Raw genomic sequence first — 20,320 nt, 5'->3', positions numbered from 1 at the left:
GTGGTGAAAAAATGAAAAAACCAGAAGATACGAGAGTGGTAGTTGGTATGTCTGGAGGGGTCGACTCATCTGTCACTGCGTTGCTTTTAAAGCAACAAGGATATGATGTCGTGGGAATCTTCATGAAAAACTGGGATGACACAGATGAATTCGGTGTGTGTACAGCAACAGAGGACTATGAAGATGTGGCACGGGTTGCTAACCAACTGGACATTCCTTACTACTCGGTAAATTTTGAAAAGCAATATTGGGATAAAGTGTTTACCTACTTTTTAGATGAATATAAAGCGGGACGCACGCCAAACCCAGATGTCATGTGTAATAAAGAAATTAAGTTCAAAGCATTTCTAGACCACGCAATGGGATTAGGCGCAGATTACTTGGCAACTGGACATTATGCACGAGTCAATGAAATAGATGGTCAAGCACAAATGCTTCGGGGCGTTGATTCAAATAAAGATCAAACATACTTTTTGAATCAGATTCCGAAAGAAATACTTCCGAGATTGATGTTTCCTTTAGGAGAGCTCGATAAATCTGAAGTACGTGAAATTGCCAAAAAACATGATTTAGCTACTGCAACGAAGAAAGATAGTACAGGAATTTGCTTTATTGGCGAACGTAACTTCAAAGAATTTTTGAGTGAATACCTACCGGCCAAACCAGGTGAAATGCAAACATTGGATGGCGAAGTGAAAGGTAAACATGATGGATTAATGTACTACACAATCGGTCAAAGACAAGGTCTTGGAATCGGTGGTGCGGGTGATCCATGGTTCGTAATTGGGAAAAATTTAGAAGACAATATACTTTACGTCGGGCAAAGTTTTGATAACGAAGCACTTTATTCAGATTCATTAGAAGCTGTCCACTTGAATTGGTTAGCAGATATCGATTTAAGCGAACCAATTGAGTGTACGGCAAAGTTCAGATATAGACAGGAAGACTACGCCGTTCGAGTCATCGTTGATTCCGATAAAGAACAAGCGAACGTCATCTTTAAAGAACCACAACGGGCGATTACACCAGGTCAAGCTGTTGTATTTTATGATGGTGATCGTTGTCTGGGTGGCGGAACGATCGATCGAGCTTTTAAAGACGGTAAACAACTAACATATCTAGCTTAAAAGTCAGCACATTATTGTGGTGGCTTTTTTGCCAGATAAACGCCTTATTTAACAAAATAAAGTACATATTTTGAAAAAATTTATTCGCACGAGGTTTGCGATACGATAAAATAAAAGTTAAATGAATTTGCGTAAAGGTTATGAAGATAGCTGTGCAATCGAAAGGAGTAGAGCGAAATGAACTTAATCGAAAAAGGAATCGAACACATGCAAGCGAACGAGCTGGAGGAAGCTGCCAGTACATTCAATCAATACATCGAGGAAAATCCAAACGATCCTGTTGGATTTATTAATTTCGGAAATTTACTTAACCATGTCGGTGAATATGACAAAGCAAAAAACTTTTTTAATCGTGCCATTGAGATCGATTCAAAATCAGGAACCGCTTATTACGGTTTAGGCGTCCTTTATTTTGAGCAAGAAGATTATCAGCAGGCAGCAAGAGAATTTCAAAGTGCTGTACAATTCGGTTTAAACGATGCAGATGCTTATTATATGCTTGCTGTTACGTTAAGAAATCAACAAAATGAAAAGCTCGCTCTTCCGTACTTTCAACGAGCAAGCGAGTTGGACAAAAAAGATGAAGAAATTCAGTTCCAATATGGTTTAAGCTTAGCTTATAATGGACAAATCGACCATGCATTGACCCAGTTAATGTATGTAACGGAATTGGACGAACAACACGCAGATGCTCACTACAATATCGCAGTGTGTTATTTACACAAAGACCTAGCACAAGAAGCATTGACCTATTTCAAAAAAACACTTCATATACAGCCGGACCACATGCTTGCAGCAGATGGTAAAATTAAAGTCGAGGAATATTTGAAAGAAGTATAATTGATTTGATCGATGAAGGAGATAGAAGGAATGACTGAACAGCTTTATATAAAAGGCCAACTGAATCATATGATATTCCATAATGCTGAAAAACAATTTTCTATCGCATCGATCAAGCTGGAGGAAACGAATTTAGACACAAAGGAAGATGAATTTGTGGTTAAAGGTCATCTTCCGAAACTTACATATGGAAATGATTATATATTTTACGGCAAGATGGAAAGCCACCCTCGATTCGGGGACCAATTTCAAGTTTTCACTTATGAAAAAGAGCTACCGAAAACCGAGGAAAGCTTAATCCGTTATCTCGCTAGTGATTTATTTTATGGAATTGGATTAAAGACAGCGAAGAAAATCGTCGGTAAATTAGGGATTGATACGGTCGAAAAAGTGCTCAAGGATGAAACGGTTTTAGATGGAATCGTATCGATGAAAAAAGAGACGAAACAGCAGTTTATTCAAGATTTACGTCTTCATCAAGGTTTTGATCGTGTAACGGTCGAATTGTCCAAGTACGGAATCGGACTTCAGCTCGCACAAAAAATTTATGCGTTACATCAAGAAAAAACGTTGGATGTGTTGACAGAGAACCCTTACCAACTCGTATTCCAAATTGAAGGATTCGGATTTCAACGAGCGGATGAAATTGCCCAGCAGATTGGAATCCGTAATGATCATCCAACACGGATTCAAGCAGGCATTTTACATGTGTTGGAAGAAGAGTCACTCAACGGCCATGTGTTTGTGTATGAAAAATACTTGATCCGCCAAGCTTCAGAACTACTGTTTTCTCATGGTACTAACGGTGACTTCTCATTTGACATTTATTTTCAGTCATTAATAGAAGAATCATTGCTCGTGAAAGAAAATAACCGGATCTATTTACCTCAACTTTATTTTGCAGAAGAAGGGATTGCATCTCAACTTGCTCGGATTCAGGAAGTAAAAGAGGATGCAACCTATGCAGAAAGTGAACTATTGAAACTGATTGGCGACTTAGAGGAACGTGAAGGTATATCATACGGAGAAGAGCAGTATGAAGCAATCAAGATGGCGTTGGATGAAAAAGTCATGATATTGACCGGGGGACCCGGGACTGGTAAGACCACCGTTGTGAAAGGTATATTGGAGAGTTATCAAAAACTGTGCGATAAAGAAAAAACGATCAAAGACTCCGATTATTTACTATGCGCGCCAACGGGTCGTGCCGCTAAGCGATTGAGTGAATCAACAGGAATGAAAGCGAAAACGATTCATAGCTTGCTCGGTTGGAGTGGAGAAAATGAGTTTGAATATGATGCAGGTAATCAACTGGATGGAAAACTAATTATCATCGATGAATTTTCCATGGTCGATGTTTGGCTTGCGAATCGATTGGTCAAAGCGATTCCGTCATCAATGAAAGTCATACTTGTAGGAGATGAAGATCAGTTACCATCAGTCGGGCCAGGAGAAGTGCTCTCCGATTTGTTGAAGTCCGATTGTATTAAAGTAGCTAGACTAGAAGAGATCTATCGACAAAAAGAAAATTCATCCATTATTAAGTTAGCCCATGCGATTAAAAATGACCGTTTTGAAGAGCTTGATTTATCGAAATCCAGTGACTTTAATTTTTTCCCGACAACGACAGAAAATACAGCGGTCGTGATTGAAAAAATAGTAGAGCGTGCATTGGCGAAAGGCTATACACAACGTGATATTCAAGTTTTGGCTCCTATGTATCGTTCGAAAGCAGGCATTCATGCATTAAATGAAGCATTGCAGCAGCTATTTAATCCACCTTCGCAACAAAAACGAGAAATAAAACACTTTGATTCAATCTATCGATCTGGCGACAAAGTCATTCAGCTTGTGAATCAACCAGAGAAAAAGGTGTTTAATGGCGATATTGGAGAAATAAGAGCGATTAAAAAACCGACGGAAACGGAAACGAAAAAAGAAGAAATGATTGTGGATTTTGAAGGATTGGAAGTTTCCTATACTCGGCAAGATTTCAATCAATTGATGCTCGCTTATGCGATTTCGATCCATAAATCACAAGGCTCAGAATTTCCAATCGTTATTATTCCAATTGTTCGTTCTTTTAGAAGAATGCTCGTAAAAAACTTAATCTATACAGCAATTACACGAGGAAAATCATCACTCATTATTTGTGGAGAATATAACGAACTGATGGATGGATTGCGTCAAAAGAACTTCTTTAACCGGAATACGACGTTAGTCGAACGATTAAAACATGTTTGGGGAATGAGTGTAGATGAAATCGATTGTAATGACGCATCTGAAGTCAGCGACTCGACACAAGAACTGAGTGGAACACAAGACGAAGCTTCATCTGATAAAATAATCGAGACAAAACAAGTAAAGCCAAAAATTGAATCAGAAGACGATTACGAAGGACTACCATTAGAAGATGCTGAAAAACATGATGATGGTTTATCACCATATGATTTTATGGATTAATATACAAAAATTGAGTCATAGTGAAGGCGAATGTCGAACAGCCAAAACGAATATATCTAAATATGCATAATTTGGGCCCTCATGACAAAAAATGAGAGGAAAATACAAAGGAGTTATTTTCCATGAAATGCCCAAACTGTCATACGTGCAACATTGGAATGATTGGCGAAGAGCGATTTTATTGTTGGAATTGCCTCGTTGAAATCGATCATGAGCAACAATCAAGGGAATTGGTAAGCCAAGTACAACAACCTGAGTATTTTTTAGAGGATTTATTTTCAGATGAACGATAGTAGAAATTGACAGCCTGATAGAGATTCAATATAATAGCGACAGAAGTAAAATTTACGAAATCGATGAAGGAAACGAGTAAATGACATAGCCACTTCCAAGAGAGGTGTCTTCCTGGCTGTAAAAGACGCTAAGTGAATGTCATTGAACGCTATTCCAGAGAGCGGCTAATCCCCGCCGGTCCACTCCGTTACAGTGATTGAGCTGATAGATTTTCCAATCACCAACTTATGAGGTATATAAGGTTGGTTTTGTTAAAATCTATAATCAGGGTGGCACCGCGGATAACCGTCCCTACATATTATTGTAGGGGCTTTTTTGTATTTGGCACAATTTAAATTCTTAATGATGTAGCACTGAGTTATTGAATTGTGAATCGTGTCGGGGACGACTTCAGCGGATCATGAACTAAAAGAACTTCCGCTAAAAGCACTGCTGAAAAACCGATCGAAGCCGTCGAAAAACCAAGCGGAGCCGCCGAAAAGTCGATCGAAGCCGTCGAAAAGTCGATCGAAGCCGTCGAAAAGTCGATCGAAGCCGCCGAAAAGTCGATCGAAGCCGCCGAAAAACCGATCGAAGCCGTCGAAAAATCGATCAAAGCCACCGAAAAACCCTGTGAAGCCGTCGAAACCCTAAGCGAAGCCGCCGATAAATCGTGAAAAATCGATCGTGAATCACAAGATTAACAACAGATTTTAACAAAGCTTTATATTACGAAATCCTTGAGGAGGAAGAACGATGAAATTATTGACGTCAAGTGAAGTAAGACAAATGTTTTTAGATTTCTTTCAAGAAAAAAATCACGCTGTTGAACCAAGCCGGTCGTTGGTTCCCCATGAAGACCCGACTTTATTATGGATTAATAGTGGGGTTGCAACGTTAAAGAAATATTTTGATGGTCGAGTAATCCCTGATAATCCTAGAATCGTCAACGCTCAAAAGGCAATCCGAACAAACGACATTGAAAATGTAGGATTTACGGCAAGACACCACACATTTTTTGAAATGCTCGGCAACTTTTCAATTGGTGAGTATTTTAAAGAAGAAGCAATTGAGTGGGCATGGGAATTTCTCACGAGTAAAGATTGGATTGGATTTGATCCGGAAAAATTGTCAGTTACTGTTCACCCAGAAGACGAAGAAGCGTACAAGATTTGGGCAGAAAAAATTGGACTTCCTGTAGAAAAAATTATTCGGATTGAAGAGAATTTCTGGGACATCGGAGAAGGTCCAAGCGGTCCAAACTCAGAAATCTTTTACGATCGTGGAGAGAAATATGGAAACGATCCCAAAGATCCAGAGCTTTATCCAGGCGGTGAAAATGAACGTTATTTGGAGATTTGGAACTTAGTATTCTCTCAGTTCAACCATAATCCAGATCATACGTACACACCGTTGCCGAATAAAAACATTGATACGGGTATGGGCTTAGAACGAATTGTTTCTGTCATTCAAGACACACCAACGAATTTTGAGACGGATTTATTTAAACCCATCCTTGAAAAAATTGAAACCATCAGTGGAAAAACGTATGGTAGATCAAAAGAAGTCGATACAGCATTTAAAGTCGTTGCTGACCATGTAAGAACCGTCGCATTTGCAATTGGAGATGGAGCATTACCTTCAAATGAAGGAAGAGGTTATGTCTTAAGAAGACTATTACGTAGAGCAGTGCGTTTTTCTAAAGAGTTGGGTATGGGCCAACCATTTATTCATCAGTTGGTTGAAGTCGTTGCAAATATTATGAAAGACTTTTATCCAGAAGTCAGTGAAAAAAGTGATTTCATTCAAAATGTCATCCGGACGGAAGAGGAACGATTTCATGAAACACTTCAAGAGGGACTTGCCATTTTAGAAAAAATCATGAAGCAAGAGAAAGAAAAAGGAAGTTATATTTTTCCGGGCAACGAAGTGTTTGTGCTATATGACACGTACGGATTTCCGAAAGAATTGACGGAAGAGTACATCCAAGATGAAGGTTTTGAAATTGACGAAGCTGGATTTGAGAAAGAAATGGCAGCGCAGCGCCAACGTGCACGAGATGCTCGACAAAATGTTGATTCCATGCAAGTTCAAGATCAAGTTCTTAGAGAAATTCATGTAAGCAGTGAATTTACAGGGTATGATCAATTGAAGGTGGATACAACTATTGCAGCGTTGATTAAAGACAAGCAAGAAGTGCATGAAGTGAAACAAGGCGATGAAGTTTATCTATTCCTCAAAGAAACACCGTTTTATGCAGAAAGTGGAGGACAGGTAGCTGATGAAGGTATAATCCAATCTGAGCAAGGAAAGGCTCTCGTATTGGACGTCCAAAAAGCACCAAATGGCCAAAATCTTCACCGTATTAAAGTAGATGAAGGTATATTGCGCACCCAAGATGTGGTTACTGCAGAGGTCAATAAATCAAAACGAAAAAAAATTATTAAAAACCATACAGCGACACACTTATTACACCAAGCGCTTAAGGATGTATTAGGTGACCACGTTAATCAATCAGGCTCACTGGTTGCACCCGATCGATTGCGATTCGATTTTTCTCATTTCAATGCAGTCTCGGAAGAAGAGCTGAGTGAAATTGAGAAAAACGTGAATGAAAAAATTTGGGAATCTATTCATGTTCGTGTTAGTTACCATGATATAGAAGAAGCCAAGAAAATGGGTGCGATGGCTCTATTTGGTGAAAAATACGGAAAAGAAGTTCGTGTCGTCTCTATTGGTGAATACAGCCTTGAGCTATGTGGTGGTTGCCATGTTACAAATACGGCGGAAATTGGCTTATTCAAGATTATTTCTGAATCTGGTATTGGTGCAGGAACGAGACGTATTGAAGCAAAAACAAGCAAAGGCGCTTTCGAATTTTTTGAAGATAAACAAGCCTATTTACATCAAGCAGCAAACTTGCTCAAGACGAAGGAAGATCAAGTTCCAAATCGAATAGAATCATTATTTGCTGAAATCAAGTCATTACAAAAAGAAAATGAATCTTTATCAGCCCGTTTAGCGAATGTCGAAGCAGCCGAGTTAATCGAACAGACCGAAAATGTAGAAGGTATTTCACTATTAGCAGCGAAAGTTAATGTAAAGGATATGAATGCACTCAGACAAATGGTAGATGAATTTAAACAGCAATTAACGTCTGGAATCATTTTGTTAGCCATTGAAAATGGTGAAAAGGTTCAATTAGCAGGTAGCGTATCAGATGATTTAGTGAAAAAGGGATACCATGCCGGAAACATGGTTAAACAAGCAGCCATTATTTGCGGAGGTGGCGGTGGAGGCCGTCCAGACATGGCTCAAGCAGGCGGTAAAAACCCTGAAAAAATTGATGAAGCATTAGAATCAGCAAAAGACTACATTAAAAATGTTTCTTCTTGAACGCATTTACGTTTATAATGAAGGTAAGTAGAAATGAGGGGGATCAATTATGGATAATCAAGACCATACGATGAAGTTCCAGTTTGCTGATGACTCTCAAGAACAAGTCGTAAATGAAATTTTGCATTCTGTGTATGAGTCGCTTGAAGAAAAAGGCTATAATCCGATTAATCAAATTGTCGGCTATCTATTGTCAGGAGATCCTGCTTACATCCCTCGTCATCGAGATGCACGGAATATGATTCGAAAAGTTGAACGGGATGAGTTGATTGAGGAAGTGGTCAAGCACTACTTAAAAACGAATAAAGAGGATAATAGATGAGGATATTAGGATTAGATGTTGGGGAGAAAACCATCGGGGTTGCTGTCTCTGATGCCCTACACTTCACAGCTCAAGGAATTGAAACAATTTCTTGGGATGAGCATGCAGGTTTTGAACAAATATTGCCCAAAATGGAGGCAATCATCAAAGAACACGAAATTAGCAAAGCTGTCGTCGGTCTCCCCAAACATATGAATGGAACAATTGGTGACCGTGGAGAAGCGTCAAAAAGATTTGCCGCGTTTCTTGAAAATGAACTTGGTATCGAAACGGTTCTTTGGGATGAACGATTGACATCAATGGCTGCTGAACGCGTGCTACTTGAAGCAGATATGAGTCGTAAAAAGAGGAAAAAAGTCATTGATAAAATGGCAGCCGTATTGATCCTGCAAGGTTTTCTGGATCAATCCAACTAAAAAGGAGTGTTGAAAATGGAAGAGAAAGAACGAATTATTATTCCGGACGAAAATGGTGAGGAACATCTTTTTGATGTGTTGTTCTCGTTTGATGTAGATGAAACAGAAAAGTCATATATCGTCGTTGTCCCTTCCGATCAAGTGGATGAAGATGAAGTAGAAGTTTATGCATTCCGCTATGAAGAAAGCGATGAAAATGAAGATGACATGGCTCTTTACGAGATCGAAACGGATGAAGAATGGGAAATGGTCGAAGAAATGCTCGCGACTTTTTCAGAAGAAGAAGATACAGAGTAAGATGGTTCATTGATCTAGAAAAGCCGAGTCCATCAAGGACCGGCTTTTTTTATAGATTAATTTTTTGTGAGCGCATTTACAAGATCGATCGCATTATATTTCACCCTATTTCAACGTACCAATTTTTTTATGCAGGACAATTTATTAGACAATTTTTTGGAAACTCTACTGAAATTATAGAAATTATTTCATGAATACTTTATAATGAAGCGGGTAGATAGGGGGAAGAGAAAATGTCAACTTCCAATGATGATTCAAAATTAACCTATAAAGAAGTAAAGAAAAAACGAATATGGGAAGCAAAGATTGCACGGAAATGGATTATAACTATTCTTCTCTTTGTGATCATCGGTTTAATCATTGGTGGAATGTCTATATATAACTACATAGACAAGGGTCTAAGTCCAGTCGACCCTGATAATAATGAGATTATCGAAGTAGAGATCCCATTAGGTACAAGTACAGAAGGGATTGCCAGCATACTTGAGGAAAAGGATATCATTAATAATAGCTTAATCTTTCGTTTGTATGTGAAATTCAAAAATGAATCGGGCTTCCAAGCTGGTGAGTATTTATTGGCACAGAATATGGAGCTTGATAAAATCATTGAAACGTTAAAGACAGGTAAGATACTCGTCGATCCTTTGTACACGATAACCATTCCAGAAGGGTTCACAGTGGAACAAATCGCGGCCCGTTTGGATAAAGAGACGCCAATCAATGAAGAAGAGTTTTTAGATAAAATGCAAGATCGTGAGTATATCCAATCGCTAATGGGAAGATATCCTACGATTCTTGGAGAAGATATTTTACAGGATGAAATTAGGTATCCACTTGAAGGTTATTTATATGCCATTACGTATCCGGTCTATCAAGAAGATTTAACGATTGATGATGTAGTTAATATGATGTTGACTGAAACTTCCAATCAATTACAGCCGTTTATGAGCCAAATAGAAGCATCGGAGTTTAATGTTCATGAAGCCATTACAATGGCATCATTACTTGAGCGAGAGGCTGGTAGTAAGGAAGACCGAAAAATGATTTCTGGCGTTTTTTATAATCGTTTAGAAGATGGTATGAAACTGCAGACGGATCCTACCGCATTATACGCCCATGGCGAACATAAGGAGCGTGTGTTATATTCCGATTTGGAGATTGAATCTCCTTATAACACATATTATATTACAGGCTTACCAATTGGACCGATTGCCAATTTCCATCAAAATTCGATGGAAGCGGCATTGAATCCTGAAGAACATGAATATCTTTATTTTGTTGCATCGTATGAAGGCGAAGTTTATTATGCAGAAACATTTGCTGAACATGAACAAAATATTCAAGAATATCGTCCGCCGAAAGATTAATGGACAGAATTGTTAGGGAGCGCCTGGAATTCGCGTTCCCACCTTTTTTTATGATAAAATAACGGAATTGAAGAATAATGCACTGTTGGAGGAAAGTCATGCGTGCTTCGCAAAGTTACATCCAGTCATTGTATGAAGGATCCGACTCTGAACTACAGAAAATTACAGAATATGCAGTAGAGCATCATGTGCCGATTATGGAAGTTGACGGCATCCAATTCATCAAACAGTTGATTCGAATTCATCGGCCTAAAAAAATTCTTGAGATTGGAACAGCAATCGGCTATTCCGCCATACAGATGGCGAAAGTAGATCCGAGTATTCATGTAACAACCTTGGAAGTCGATGAAACTAGGTATCGACAAGCTATTAAAAACATACAAACATTCAATTATGAAAAACAGATAAACGCCATACATCAAGACGCAATCGATTATTTAAATGATCGAACAGAAGATGAGCCATTTGATTTTGTTTTAATTGATGCGGCCAAAGGGAAAAACAAAGATTTTGTAGACTATACAGCACCTTTCTTAAAAAAGAATGGCTTATTGGTAGTTGACAATGTATTATTTAAGGGATATGTTTCTGGAGAGAATAATGAATCCAAACGGTTATCCAAGCTAGGTTCCAAAATAAACTCCTTTAATCAATGGTTGATGAACGATGAACGTTTTGAGACGACGATTGTAGAAACCGGAGATGGAATCGCAGTGGCAATAAAACAGACAAACTAGAAAGGGGCTTCGGATTCCCGTGAGCAAGAAACCTATTATAATTGGTGTCGCTGGAGGAAGCGGCTCAGGAAAAACGACTGTAACAAGAGCAATTTATGATCAATTCAAAGATACTTCCATGCTAGTGATTGAACAAGACTATTACTATAAGGATCAATCGCATTTACCGTTTGAGGAAAGATTAAAAACAAATTATGACCACCCACTAGCATTTGACAATGACCTGCTAAGGGAAGATTTACAGAAGCTATTAGATCGTCAATCGATTGAAAAGCCGGTATATAATTACGAAATGCATACAAGGTCTGACGAAACAATTACCGTTGAACCAAAAGATGTTATCATTTTAGAAGGAATTTTAGTCCTTGAAGACGAAAGATTACGTGAGATGATGGATATCAAAGTATTCGTTGATACGGATTCTGACTTACGAATTATTCGTAGAATGATGCGAGATATCAATGAACGTGGTAGATCGATTGAATCTGTCATTGATCAATATGTCAATGTAGTGAGACCGATGCATCTGCAATTTGTCGAGCCAGCAAAGAGGTATGCAGACATTATTATTCCAGAAGGCGGCCATAACTACGTTGCAATCGACTTATTGACAACAAAAATTAAAAGTATTATTGAGGACAAACATTCATAACAATGGATTAGTGACAAACAGATTAGAAAATATAAAGAGGTGTTAGAAATGGCAGAAGAGAAACAGTTTTTTATGACAGAAGAAGGGAAAAAGAAGCTAGAAGATGAATTAAATGATTTAATTACCGTTCGACGACCAGAAGTGGTTGAACGCATTAAAATAGCTAGGGATTTTGGTGACTTATCCGAGAACTCTGAATATGATTCAGCGAAAGATGAACAAGCATTTGTTGAATCCCGGATTTCTCAAATTGAGACGATGCTTCGCTATGCTGTCATTATTGAAAATGATGAAAACGTATCGGATATTGTCCAGTTAGGTAAAACTGTTAAATTCGTTGAATTACCAGACGGAGACGAAGAAGAATATCAAATTGTCGGAAGTGCGGAAGCGGATCCTTTTGAGGGTCGAATTTCAAATGATTCCCCGATGGCACAAAGCTTACTTGGTAAAAAAGTCGGTGAAGAAGTAACCGTCGTTACACCAGGTGGCGAATTGGAAGTTCGAATTACTGAAGTGAAATAAGAAAGTGTTATATATGTATTGTCCTACGCATTGTTGTGTAGGACATTTACATATTCAACTACTTAAATAAATCCATTTCGTGGAGGTCCGTGTTATGGCAGATGAATATCAAAATGAACATACAAGAGCTGAACGTTTTGAAAAAAGAAGAAGAACAACAAAGATGCTCAATTACATGTTGATATTGGCAGGAATTTTAATTCTGTTACTAGCTATGTTATTTTTCTTTTCTGGTGAAGATGAGGCTGAAAATGCAGATTCTGAGGAAGGTATGGAGTTAAATGAGTCTTCTGATGGAGAATCGAACGAAACTGGATCATCAGACCAGGAAGAAGATAATGAGAATACAGATGAAGGTAACGAGGACCAAACATCTGATGAAGACCAATCTACAGATGAACAAGAACAGTCAGATGAGGAAGAAACTGAAGAGTCGTCAGAAGAAGATTCAGGTGAATATAGCAGCTTCGGAGAAAACATTGAAGTTGAGCAATCCAATGAAGAGAATGTAATCAAAGTTATTAAAGGGAATTGGGATGCCTACCCAACGAATCAAAATGAACCACATTCTATTGATTTAAATAAAGGAAGCCAAGACCGCCAAGAGTTAGAAGAAGCTTCAGCTATGGCAATTAACGGTGATTCAGAGAACATTACTTATTGGTGGTTTGGAAGCGACGGAAGACCAAATTATGTGGAAGCGACGATCGAAAACCAGACAGATGGAGAAATCTATCGTGTCCACTTAGAATGGATCGAAAATAAAGGCTGGCAACCACAACTCGTAAAAGTTCTAGAAGAAAACGATCAAAAACATCGATTTGAATAATAGTACTAAGGAGTTTAGAAATGAAATATGCAATTATTGGGGCAATGGAAGAAGAAGTAGAAGCGATCCAAAAACGGATAACCATCCACTCATCAAAAACGATAGCAAATTGCAAATATGATCTAGGAAGCTATGGCGATCATGAGATTATTCTATTGCAGTCTGGAATCGGAAAAGTGAATGCAGCTTTATCGACCACAATTTTACATGAGCGTTTTAAGCCCGACTATGTCATTAATACAGGAAGTGCTGGTGGAACTGATCCGTCATTGGAAGTTGGAGATGTCGTCATCGGTGAAAAGATTTTGCACCACGATGCTGATGCAACCGCATTTGGTTATAAGTTCGGTCAAATACCACAAATGCCGGAAGTGTTTACATCAGATGACCAACTGATCCAACGAGCCAAAGATTCTATGGAAGAGCTTACAGGTGATTTTCAGAAGGTTGTAGGGATGATAGGTACAGCTGACACCTTCATGTCTGACGCTGATCGTGTTAGCCAAGTTGTCAGTCGATTTCCAGAAGTGAAAGCACTAGAGATGGAGGCGGCCGCCATCGCCCAAGTTTGTTATCAATACGAAACACCGTTTTTAATTGTTCGCTCTTTATCTGACATTGCAGGTAAAACATCAGAAGTTAGCTTTGAAAAATTTCTTGCGAAAGCGGCAGAAAACAGTGCGAGTTTTATATTGAATATGCTATAACGAAAACCCTAGATAAAGATCAATGAATCCGATCTTCGTCTAGGGTTTATTATGTGCCAAAATAATGCCAGTTAATCCTGCTCGGTCATTGAACATTTAGGATTCTTTTTGCTTCTTAATTTTTTCTTTTTCACGGTAAAATGCATGAAACATTTTCATTAGTGCGCGTTTTTCAATTCGAGAGACATAGCTGCGTGATATGCCAAGTGACTGAGAGATCTCTCGTTGTGTGTATTCTTTTTGATTATTTAATCCATATCTTTTTACAATCACTTCTTTTTCACGCTGATTTAATAAATGAATATATTGGAAGATTTTTTCGATTTCCATCGTCGTCTGAACTTTTTCAGCGAGGTCAGGTTGATCTGATTGTAATATGTCTATAAGACTAATCTCATTTCCTTCTTTATCATTACCGATTGGGTCTTGTAGGGACATATCTTTATTGCTTTTTTTGGTGGAACGAAGAAACATCAGTATTTCGTTGTCGATACATCTTGCTACATAGGTTGCTAGCTTTGTGCCTTTATCCGGTGAAAAGCTTTCTACACCTTTGATTAGACCGATTGTACCAATTGAAATTAAATCTTCTTGATCTTCTTTATTATTTTCATACTTTTTTGCGATATGCGCTACAAGTCGTAAGTTATGTTCAATTAGTTTATTGCGAGCGTCCAAGTCTCCATTTTGCCAAAGGTCTAAGTACTTTTTTTCATCTTCTTTTGAAAGCGGTTGAGGAAAAATCTGTCCCTTTATATAGAGGGCAAAAAAGTAAGGGTGCTGGACGAACAATGAAAGTAGTTTTAAAAAACTAAGCAAAACATCACTCCCGGTTGACTAGATATTTGCCTACATCCCAATTATATGGCGGAGATTTTAATTTGTGCTTGTCCAACTTAAAAACAATAAAAAAACTGCACTCCATCAAAAGGAGTGCAGTCTTTTCGTTGATGATTAAACAACTGTTATTCAGATTGGCGTTCGGCTTCATTTTGTTCATTCATTTCTTGTAATTCATCACGGATACTACTTTCATGTAGCTTGACTCCGGCATTATGAGCAGCTCTGGATATCATGTGACCACTGATTGGGGCAGTAAGCATAATAAACCATATCCCGATCAAAAGCTTTCCACTAATAATTCCATGGTCTACATAGAGGTATAAGAAAGCTGCCAATAAGACACTCGCAACACCGAGTGTAGAAGCCTTTGTAGCTGCGTGAAGCCTCGTATAAACATCAGGAAACCGTAGAATTCCCAGTGATCCTGAAAAAATGAAAAAGGTGCCAATCAATAAAAATAGACTAATGATTATTTCGATCAATGATAACACCCTTTTCAATGAATTTCGCGATTGCGATTGTACCGATAAACAACAAAATTCCAATCAATAAAATAACATCATTTAACTTAGTCGTCACGAGATGGATTGCTGTCAGTCCAGCAAATGCCATCAAATTGATCCCCATCGTATCTAAGGCGACAGCACGGTCCGCATTCGTAGGACCAATGATAATGCGAATCAATAGGATAACTACCGAAATAGCAATGACAATTAAACAAATGATCACTGTCCATTCCAATAGTTGGCCTCCGAAATCTTCAAACATTATCTTGTCACCTCCATAATCGCTTTTTCAAAAGTTTCTTTTATTCCTTCAATTTCTTTTTCAATATCCGGCATATCCATCGCGTGGATAAAAATTTTCGTATGATCTTCTGAAATGGATACGCTCAATGTTCCAGGCGTTAGGGAAATTAAGTTGGCTAGCAACGTAATTTCCCAATTCGTCCGAAGATCTGTTGGTAGTGCAAAAATTCCAGGTTGTACATTCAACTTCGGTTTATATACGAGTTTAGCAATTTGCCATGTTGATACAATTAATTCTTTTAAGAAGAGCAAGATCAACTTGAACAGCAACAAGACTCGCTTAAAGTAAAATGCATCTGGTATGAAGCGACGAAGTAAAAACAATAAAGCTATACCGATGATATAACCAATCAGAAAAGTGACGAATGTATAAGACTCAGTCAAAAACATCCATAAACATGCAATAAGTAAATTGAATATAATTTGAATAGCCATAAATCTTACTCCCTTAGTACGGCATTAATGTATTCTGTGCGATCTAATAACATATTGGCAATTGTTTCAACATGAGGATAGATAAACTCAGCGCCAATTCCTAGAAAAATACTGATCGCTAGTAGTAGTGCAGCAGGAATGGTTAAGTTGCGAACTTTTTTGTTCTGTCCTTCGGGTAACTCTTCAACAGTGTCTCCCCAGAAACCACGTACGAAAATACGTACCATGGAATATAGGATTAATAAACTTGTGATTAGGGCTGCGATTGTTAAAAGGATCTCTTCTTGTTCTAATGAACCTCTTAATAATAACAGTTTTCCTATAAAACCACTAAACGGTGGGACACCTGCCAGTACGAGAGAACCGACAAAGAACAGCCAGCCTAGAACAGGATATCGGGTGATTAAGCCACCCATTTTCCGTAAATCATCTGTACCCGCCGCTACGACTAAAGCACCAACAAGAAAGAATAAGGCTGCTTTGATGACCATGTCATGGATTAAGTAATAAACTGAACCTTCAATACCAGATGTCGAATACAAGCCAATTCCCATTAAAATGAATCCGATTGCTGGAATAATGTTATACGTAACAATCAGTTTAACATTTTGTGTAGATAAGGCTCCAATGACACCGAATAACATCGTGAACATCGCTAACCAAATGAAGATCTCATGGGTAATGCCGACATCGTGATTGAAAACCAATGTATACATACGAAGGATCGAATAGATTCCGACTTTCGTAAGTAACGCTCCAAATAAAGCAGAAACGACTGGATTTGGAACGATATATGAATTAGGTAACCAGTAATATAGCGGAAAAATGGCTGCTTTAATGGCAAAAACGAAAAACAGCAAGACAGCGAGCCCTGTTAATATTCCTGCTTGCTCAGCTTCTTGAATTCTTTCAGCTAAGTGAGCCATGTTTACTGTACCAACTGAAGCATAGATAAAACCAATCGTAGTTACAAATAGCATGGAAGAGAAAACGTTAAATAGAACATATTTGAGAGATTCTCTTAATTGTACTTTTCCTCCTCCGAGTACGATGAGTCCGTACGAGGCCATCAACAATACTTCAAAGAAAACAAATAGGTTAAACAAGTCTCCGGTCAGAAATGCACCGACAACCCCACTAATCATTAAGAACATAAAAGTATAAAAATAGTAACTTTCTTGTAGTTTACTTAATGAACTAGGTGCATAGAAGACGGCTGCGGTAGTCACAATTGACGTAATCAAAACTAATGTCACTGATAAATAATCTGCGACAATCGATATGCCGAATGGAGCGGCCCAGCCACTTGACTGCATAACGATGATTCCGTCTGTGAAAACGACCCAAGCTAAGTACCCCGCATATACTAAAAAGATTAACGCGAATAGTTTCGCAATGACCCGTGATAGACCGAGCTTTTTTGGTATAAACGCTGAGATAACACTAGCTATTAAAGGTATTACAATAGGTAAAACTGCTAAGTTACTCATCACTACTACCTCTCAATTCATCCATATTATCCGATTTGTTCAGTGTGAAGGTTCGGTAAGCTAATACGAGTAGAAAACTAGTTACCCCAAAGCTAATGACAATTGATGTCAGAATGAGAGCTTGCGGAAGAGGGTCCGTGTAATTCGTGACACCCTCAACCAATACAGGAGGATTTCCTCGTTTCAACTTTCCCATCGTAAGCAAGAAAAGATGGGCAGCATGCGACAGCAGTACCGTACCTATAATGATTCTTAAAAACTGCTTTTGCAATAAGTTATATATGGCGGTGGCGAACAAAATGGACGCCAAGATAGCCATCAAGATTTCCATATTATTTCGCCCCCTTATTCTTTCTAAATCGAATTAATGTGTATATGGCGAGTCCGGCTCCAAATAGTACAGATACTTCAAAAAGTGTATCTAAGCCACGGAAATCGACCAAAATCACGTTGACGATATTATCTCCTCCGCCTAGCTTATAGGAGTTTTCTGTAAAGTAATCGGAAATCGTATCAAAGAATTGACTATTATAAGCACTGATGGACATGACGAGCATCAATGCTCCGAAACCGATTGAAATGATTATGTTTACACCACGATGGGCGATTGACTCTGTTCGTTTGGTCAAGTTTGGTAAGTGATAGAAACAAAGTAAAAACAGAGCAACAGTAACGGTCTCAACAATCAGTTGTGTCAGTGCTAAATCTGGTGCACTGTAAAGAACAAATAAAATGGCTAGACCATATCCGACAACACCAACAACTAAGATCGCAGCAAGGCGGTTGGTCACAAAGATGGTTGCAATTGCTGCAAGTGCCATGACAATGGCAATGAGCACCTCATGGACGGTGACAGGAGCCACATCCGATACTTCGAAATTAATTCCATCACTAATGAATAAAGCAGTTCCGGTAATGGCTGTTACAGAAGCCAATAACAAAACCATGTAAAGACGTAAAGATCCATTCATATAAGTGAATGTGATTCGATTACTGGAAGCTTCTAACTGATTGACTCCCCAATCATAAATCCGATTAAAAGAGAAGTTTCCAGGTAGAATATTGTAAACTCTTTCCCATTTTGTTTTTGTTAGTACAAGAATTGCTCCAAGTATGACTACTGTTAATGACATGTACAGCGGTGGGATGAATCCATGCCAAAAGCTAATTTCTTTTGTCACTTCATCACCGAAGACAGCATCCGCTGCATGAGTCAATAAGCCATTATTGAATAGGTTAGGGAAAAGCCCAATGATAATCACGCCAGAAACTAAAATGATGGGTGATAATAGCATCATAAAAGGTGCCTCATGCGGCTTAACCGGTAATTGCTCTTCTTTATACTTTCCTCTAAATGTTCCAAAGAATAAGTACATCGAATAAACAAATGTGAATATACTGCCAATCACCGCTAAATATGGAAGCACGATTGCAACTATTTCTACAAATGTACCTGCATACCCGGATAACTGAAGCGATGCATCGAAAAACATTTCTTTACTATAGAAACCATTTAAGAATGGCAATGGAACGCCAGCCATCGAAAATGTTCCAAATAGAGCTAGTGTGGCAGACATTGGCATAAATGTCATCAGTCCACCCAGTTTTCTTATATCTCTTGTACCGGTTTCATGGTCGACAATCCCAGCAATCATAAACAAGCTACCTTTAAAGGTTGCGTGGTTTAAGATGTGGAATACAGCTGCAAAAATCGCGATATCTGTGCCGAATCCTAACATCGCCATAATCATACCTAATTGACTGATCGTTGAATAAGCAAGAATCGCCTTTAGATCCGTCTGCCTGACGGCCATATAAGAACCACATACCAAAGTAATGATTCCAAATAGGCTCAACAGCATGAAGAAGCTAGGTTCACCTCCGAAGATTGCTGAGAAACGAGCCATTAAATATATACCTGCTTTTACCATTGTTGCAGAGTGCAAATATGCACTGACAGGTGTCGGCGCTTCCATCGCATCAGGTAACCAAATATGGAAAGGAAATTGTGCGGATTTCGTAAATGCACCGAGCAATAAAAAGATTAAAATCAAAGGGAAAAAGGAACTTTCCAAAATAACATCCGGTTGGCCAACCATTTCACGTATACTTGTCGTCCCGGTAACGATGGTTAGTGAAATTAATCCAGCTAATAAACTAAAACCACCACTGACCGTAATTAATAGAGACTTAATTGCTCCATAACGGGATCTCTCTTTAAAATGCCAATAACCGATTAAAAGAAACGAAGAGAGGGACGTGAACTCCCAAAAAGCATAGAGGGCAAACACGTTATCGGATAGGACAACCCCCAACATGGCTGTCATAAAAATATACAAATATGTATAAAAATGACCGAGTCGTTCCTCTCTGTCTAAATAATAGATGGAGTATAAAACGACCAACGAACCAATCCCGCTGATCAATAGAGCAAATAAAAGACTCAGCCCATCCAAGTGAAAGCTAAGCGATATATCAAGTGAAGGTATCCAACTATAGTTGCTTACTTGACTTTCAAAACCACTCCCGACGAATGAAACAAAATAAATAAAAACCAATAACGGAACAGGCAGGATGAGCCATCCAGTATGTATTTTATGTTTCATCCTGCTGAGGAATGGAATGACGATTGCAAATAGAATTGGTGCAAAAACTGCGTAAATCATGAATGGTGACATCCTTTCAAAGATATAGATACAAATATAGTAACATTATAATGGCTATTGATTACAATTGAAAAGAGTAAACCATTAGCCAATAAAAAAACTAACACGATTATACGTGTTAGTTAT

At 38.4% G+C, this 20,320-nt stretch carries 22 protein-coding genes and 1 other annotated feature; of the genes, 14 read left to right on the top strand and 8 right to left on the bottom strand.

Annotation, left to right across the window (positions count from 1 at the left end; genetic code table 11):
* Positions 1–11: 11 nt before the first annotated feature.
* The 4 genes from mnmA (at position 12) to KC820_RS04345 (ending at position 4,723) form a co-directional block, all read left to right on the top strand.
* Positions 12–1,127, top strand: a complete 1,116-nt coding sequence (mnmA, locus tag KC820_RS04360; RefSeq protein WP_212368490.1) for a tRNA 2-thiouridine(34) synthase MnmA — start codon at positions 12–14, stop codon at positions 1,125–1,127.
* Between the two features lie 177 nt (positions 1,128–1,304).
* The gene (locus KC820_RS04355; RefSeq protein ID WP_212368487.1) at positions 1,305–1,967 is read left to right on the top strand and encodes a tetratricopeptide repeat protein; all 663 of its coding nucleotides are present in this window, start codon (positions 1,305–1,307) and stop codon (positions 1,965–1,967) included.
* Between the two features lie 30 nt (positions 1,968–1,997).
* A complete protein-coding gene (gene recD2 / locus KC820_RS04350; RefSeq protein ID WP_212368484.1) occupies positions 1,998–4,430 on the top strand; it encodes an SF1B family DNA helicase RecD2 in 2,433 nt (810 codons plus the stop codon).
* 122 nt (positions 4,431–4,552) lie between these two features.
* Positions 4,553–4,723, top strand: coding sequence for a hypothetical protein (locus KC820_RS04345; RefSeq protein ID WP_186279508.1), 171 nt, complete (start codon positions 4,553–4,555; stop codon positions 4,721–4,723).
* 54 nt (positions 4,724–4,777) lie between these two features.
* Positions 4,778–5,020: a binding site (T-box leader), on the top strand.
* Between the two features lie 62 nt (positions 5,021–5,082).
* Here KC820_RS04345 and KC820_RS04340 read toward each other — a convergent pair.
* Positions 5,083–5,325, bottom strand: a complete 243-nt coding sequence (locus KC820_RS04340) for a hypothetical protein (RefSeq protein ID WP_212368481.1) — start codon at positions 5,323–5,325, stop codon at positions 5,083–5,085.
* A 134-nt stretch (positions 5,326–5,459) separates the two neighbouring features.
* Between KC820_RS04340 and alaS the strand changes: the two genes are divergently transcribed.
* From alaS to mtnN, 10 genes are all read left to right on the top strand, one after another.
* A complete protein-coding gene (gene alaS / locus KC820_RS04335; protein ID WP_212368478.1) occupies positions 5,460–8,099 on the top strand; it encodes an alanine--tRNA ligase in 2,640 nt (879 codons plus the stop codon).
* A gap of 49 nt (positions 8,100–8,148) precedes the next feature.
* Complete coding sequence (locus tag KC820_RS04330; protein ID WP_212368475.1) at positions 8,149–8,421, top strand: IreB family regulatory phosphoprotein; 273 nt, start codon at positions 8,149–8,151, stop codon at positions 8,419–8,421.
* Positions 8,418–8,837 (top strand): Holliday junction resolvase RuvX, encoded by a 420-nt coding sequence (gene ruvX / locus KC820_RS04325; RefSeq protein WP_212368472.1) that lies wholly within the window; start codon positions 8,418–8,420, stop codon positions 8,835–8,837. The genes KC820_RS04330 and ruvX overlap by 4 nt, the downstream gene beginning before the upstream one ends.
* Positions 8,838–8,846: 9 nt before the next feature.
* Positions 8,847–9,134, top strand: coding sequence for a DUF1292 domain-containing protein (locus KC820_RS04320; protein WP_144087551.1), 288 nt, complete (start codon positions 8,847–8,849; stop codon positions 9,132–9,134).
* Between the two features lie 233 nt (positions 9,135–9,367).
* Complete coding sequence (mltG, locus tag KC820_RS04315; RefSeq protein WP_212368470.1) at positions 9,368–10,501, top strand: endolytic transglycosylase MltG; 1,134 nt, start codon at positions 9,368–9,370, stop codon at positions 10,499–10,501.
* Positions 10,502–10,599: 98 nt separating this feature from the next.
* Positions 10,600–11,238 (top strand): O-methyltransferase, encoded by a 639-nt coding sequence (locus KC820_RS04310; protein WP_212368467.1) that lies wholly within the window; start codon positions 10,600–10,602, stop codon positions 11,236–11,238.
* A gap of 19 nt (positions 11,239–11,257) precedes the next feature.
* Positions 11,258–11,890, top strand: a complete 633-nt coding sequence (gene udk / locus KC820_RS04305; RefSeq protein ID WP_212368464.1) for a uridine kinase — start codon at positions 11,258–11,260, stop codon at positions 11,888–11,890.
* Between the two features lie 48 nt (positions 11,891–11,938).
* Positions 11,939–12,415 carry a transcription elongation factor GreA gene (gene greA, locus KC820_RS04300; RefSeq protein WP_144087547.1) on the top strand — a complete coding sequence of 159 codons (477 nt, stop codon included), beginning with the start codon at positions 11,939–11,941 and terminating at the stop codon, positions 12,413–12,415.
* A 94-nt stretch (positions 12,416–12,509) separates the two neighbouring features.
* Positions 12,510–13,244: a YrrS family protein gene (locus tag KC820_RS04295; RefSeq protein WP_212368461.1), complete on the top strand. Its 735-nt coding sequence runs from the start codon at positions 12,510–12,512 to the stop codon at positions 13,242–13,244.
* A gap of 20 nt (positions 13,245–13,264) precedes the next feature.
* Entirely contained in the window at positions 13,265–13,951 is a 687-nt protein-coding gene (mtnN, locus tag KC820_RS04290) for a 5'-methylthioadenosine/S-adenosylhomocysteine nucleosidase (protein WP_212368458.1), read from the top strand.
* Between the two features lie 96 nt (positions 13,952–14,047).
* Here the strand turns inward: mtnN and sigK are convergent, their stop codons facing one another.
* The 7 genes from sigK to KC820_RS04255 form a co-directional block, all read right to left on the bottom strand.
* Entirely contained in the window at positions 14,048–14,770 is a 723-nt protein-coding gene (gene sigK, locus KC820_RS04285; protein WP_212368455.1) for an RNA polymerase sporulation sigma factor SigK, read from the bottom strand.
* A 146-nt stretch (positions 14,771–14,916) separates the two neighbouring features.
* Complete coding sequence (mnhG, locus tag KC820_RS04280; RefSeq protein ID WP_144087543.1) at positions 14,917–15,276, bottom strand: monovalent cation/H(+) antiporter subunit G; 360 nt, start codon at positions 15,274–15,276, stop codon at positions 14,917–14,919.
* A complete protein-coding gene (locus KC820_RS04275) occupies positions 15,257–15,562 on the bottom strand; it encodes a Na(+)/H(+) antiporter subunit F1 (protein WP_144087542.1) in 306 nt (101 codons plus the stop codon). The genes mnhG and KC820_RS04275 overlap by 20 nt, the downstream gene beginning before the upstream one ends.
* Positions 15,562–16,038, bottom strand: coding sequence for a Na+/H+ antiporter subunit E (locus KC820_RS04270; protein ID WP_212368452.1), 477 nt, complete (start codon positions 16,036–16,038; stop codon positions 15,562–15,564). The genes KC820_RS04275 and KC820_RS04270 overlap by 1 nt, the downstream gene beginning before the upstream one ends.
* 5 nt (positions 16,039–16,043) lie before the next feature.
* Positions 16,044–17,528 carry a Na+/H+ antiporter subunit D gene (locus tag KC820_RS04265; protein ID WP_212368450.1) on the bottom strand — a complete coding sequence of 495 codons (1,485 nt, stop codon included), beginning with the start codon at positions 17,526–17,528 and terminating at the stop codon, positions 16,044–16,046.
* Positions 17,521–17,859 (bottom strand): Na(+)/H(+) antiporter subunit C, encoded by a 339-nt coding sequence (locus KC820_RS04260; protein WP_212368448.1) that lies wholly within the window; start codon positions 17,857–17,859, stop codon positions 17,521–17,523. Before KC820_RS04260 ends, KC820_RS04265 begins: the two co-directional genes overlap by 8 nt.
* Position 17,860: 1 nt before the next feature.
* Positions 17,861–20,194 carry a Na+/H+ antiporter subunit A gene (locus tag KC820_RS04255; RefSeq protein WP_212368446.1) on the bottom strand — a complete coding sequence of 778 codons (2,334 nt, stop codon included), beginning with the start codon at positions 20,192–20,194 and terminating at the stop codon, positions 17,861–17,863.
* Between the last annotated feature and the right edge of the window lie 126 nt (positions 20,195–20,320).

Origin of the sequence: Allobacillus saliphilus (assembly GCF_018138385.1) — a bacterium.
Taxonomy (GTDB): domain Bacteria; phylum Bacillota; class Bacilli; order Bacillales; family Alkalibacillaceae; genus Allobacillus; species Allobacillus saliphilus.
Note: the sequence above shows the minus strand (reverse complement) of the source record. Positions and strands in the feature narration are given on the sequence as shown.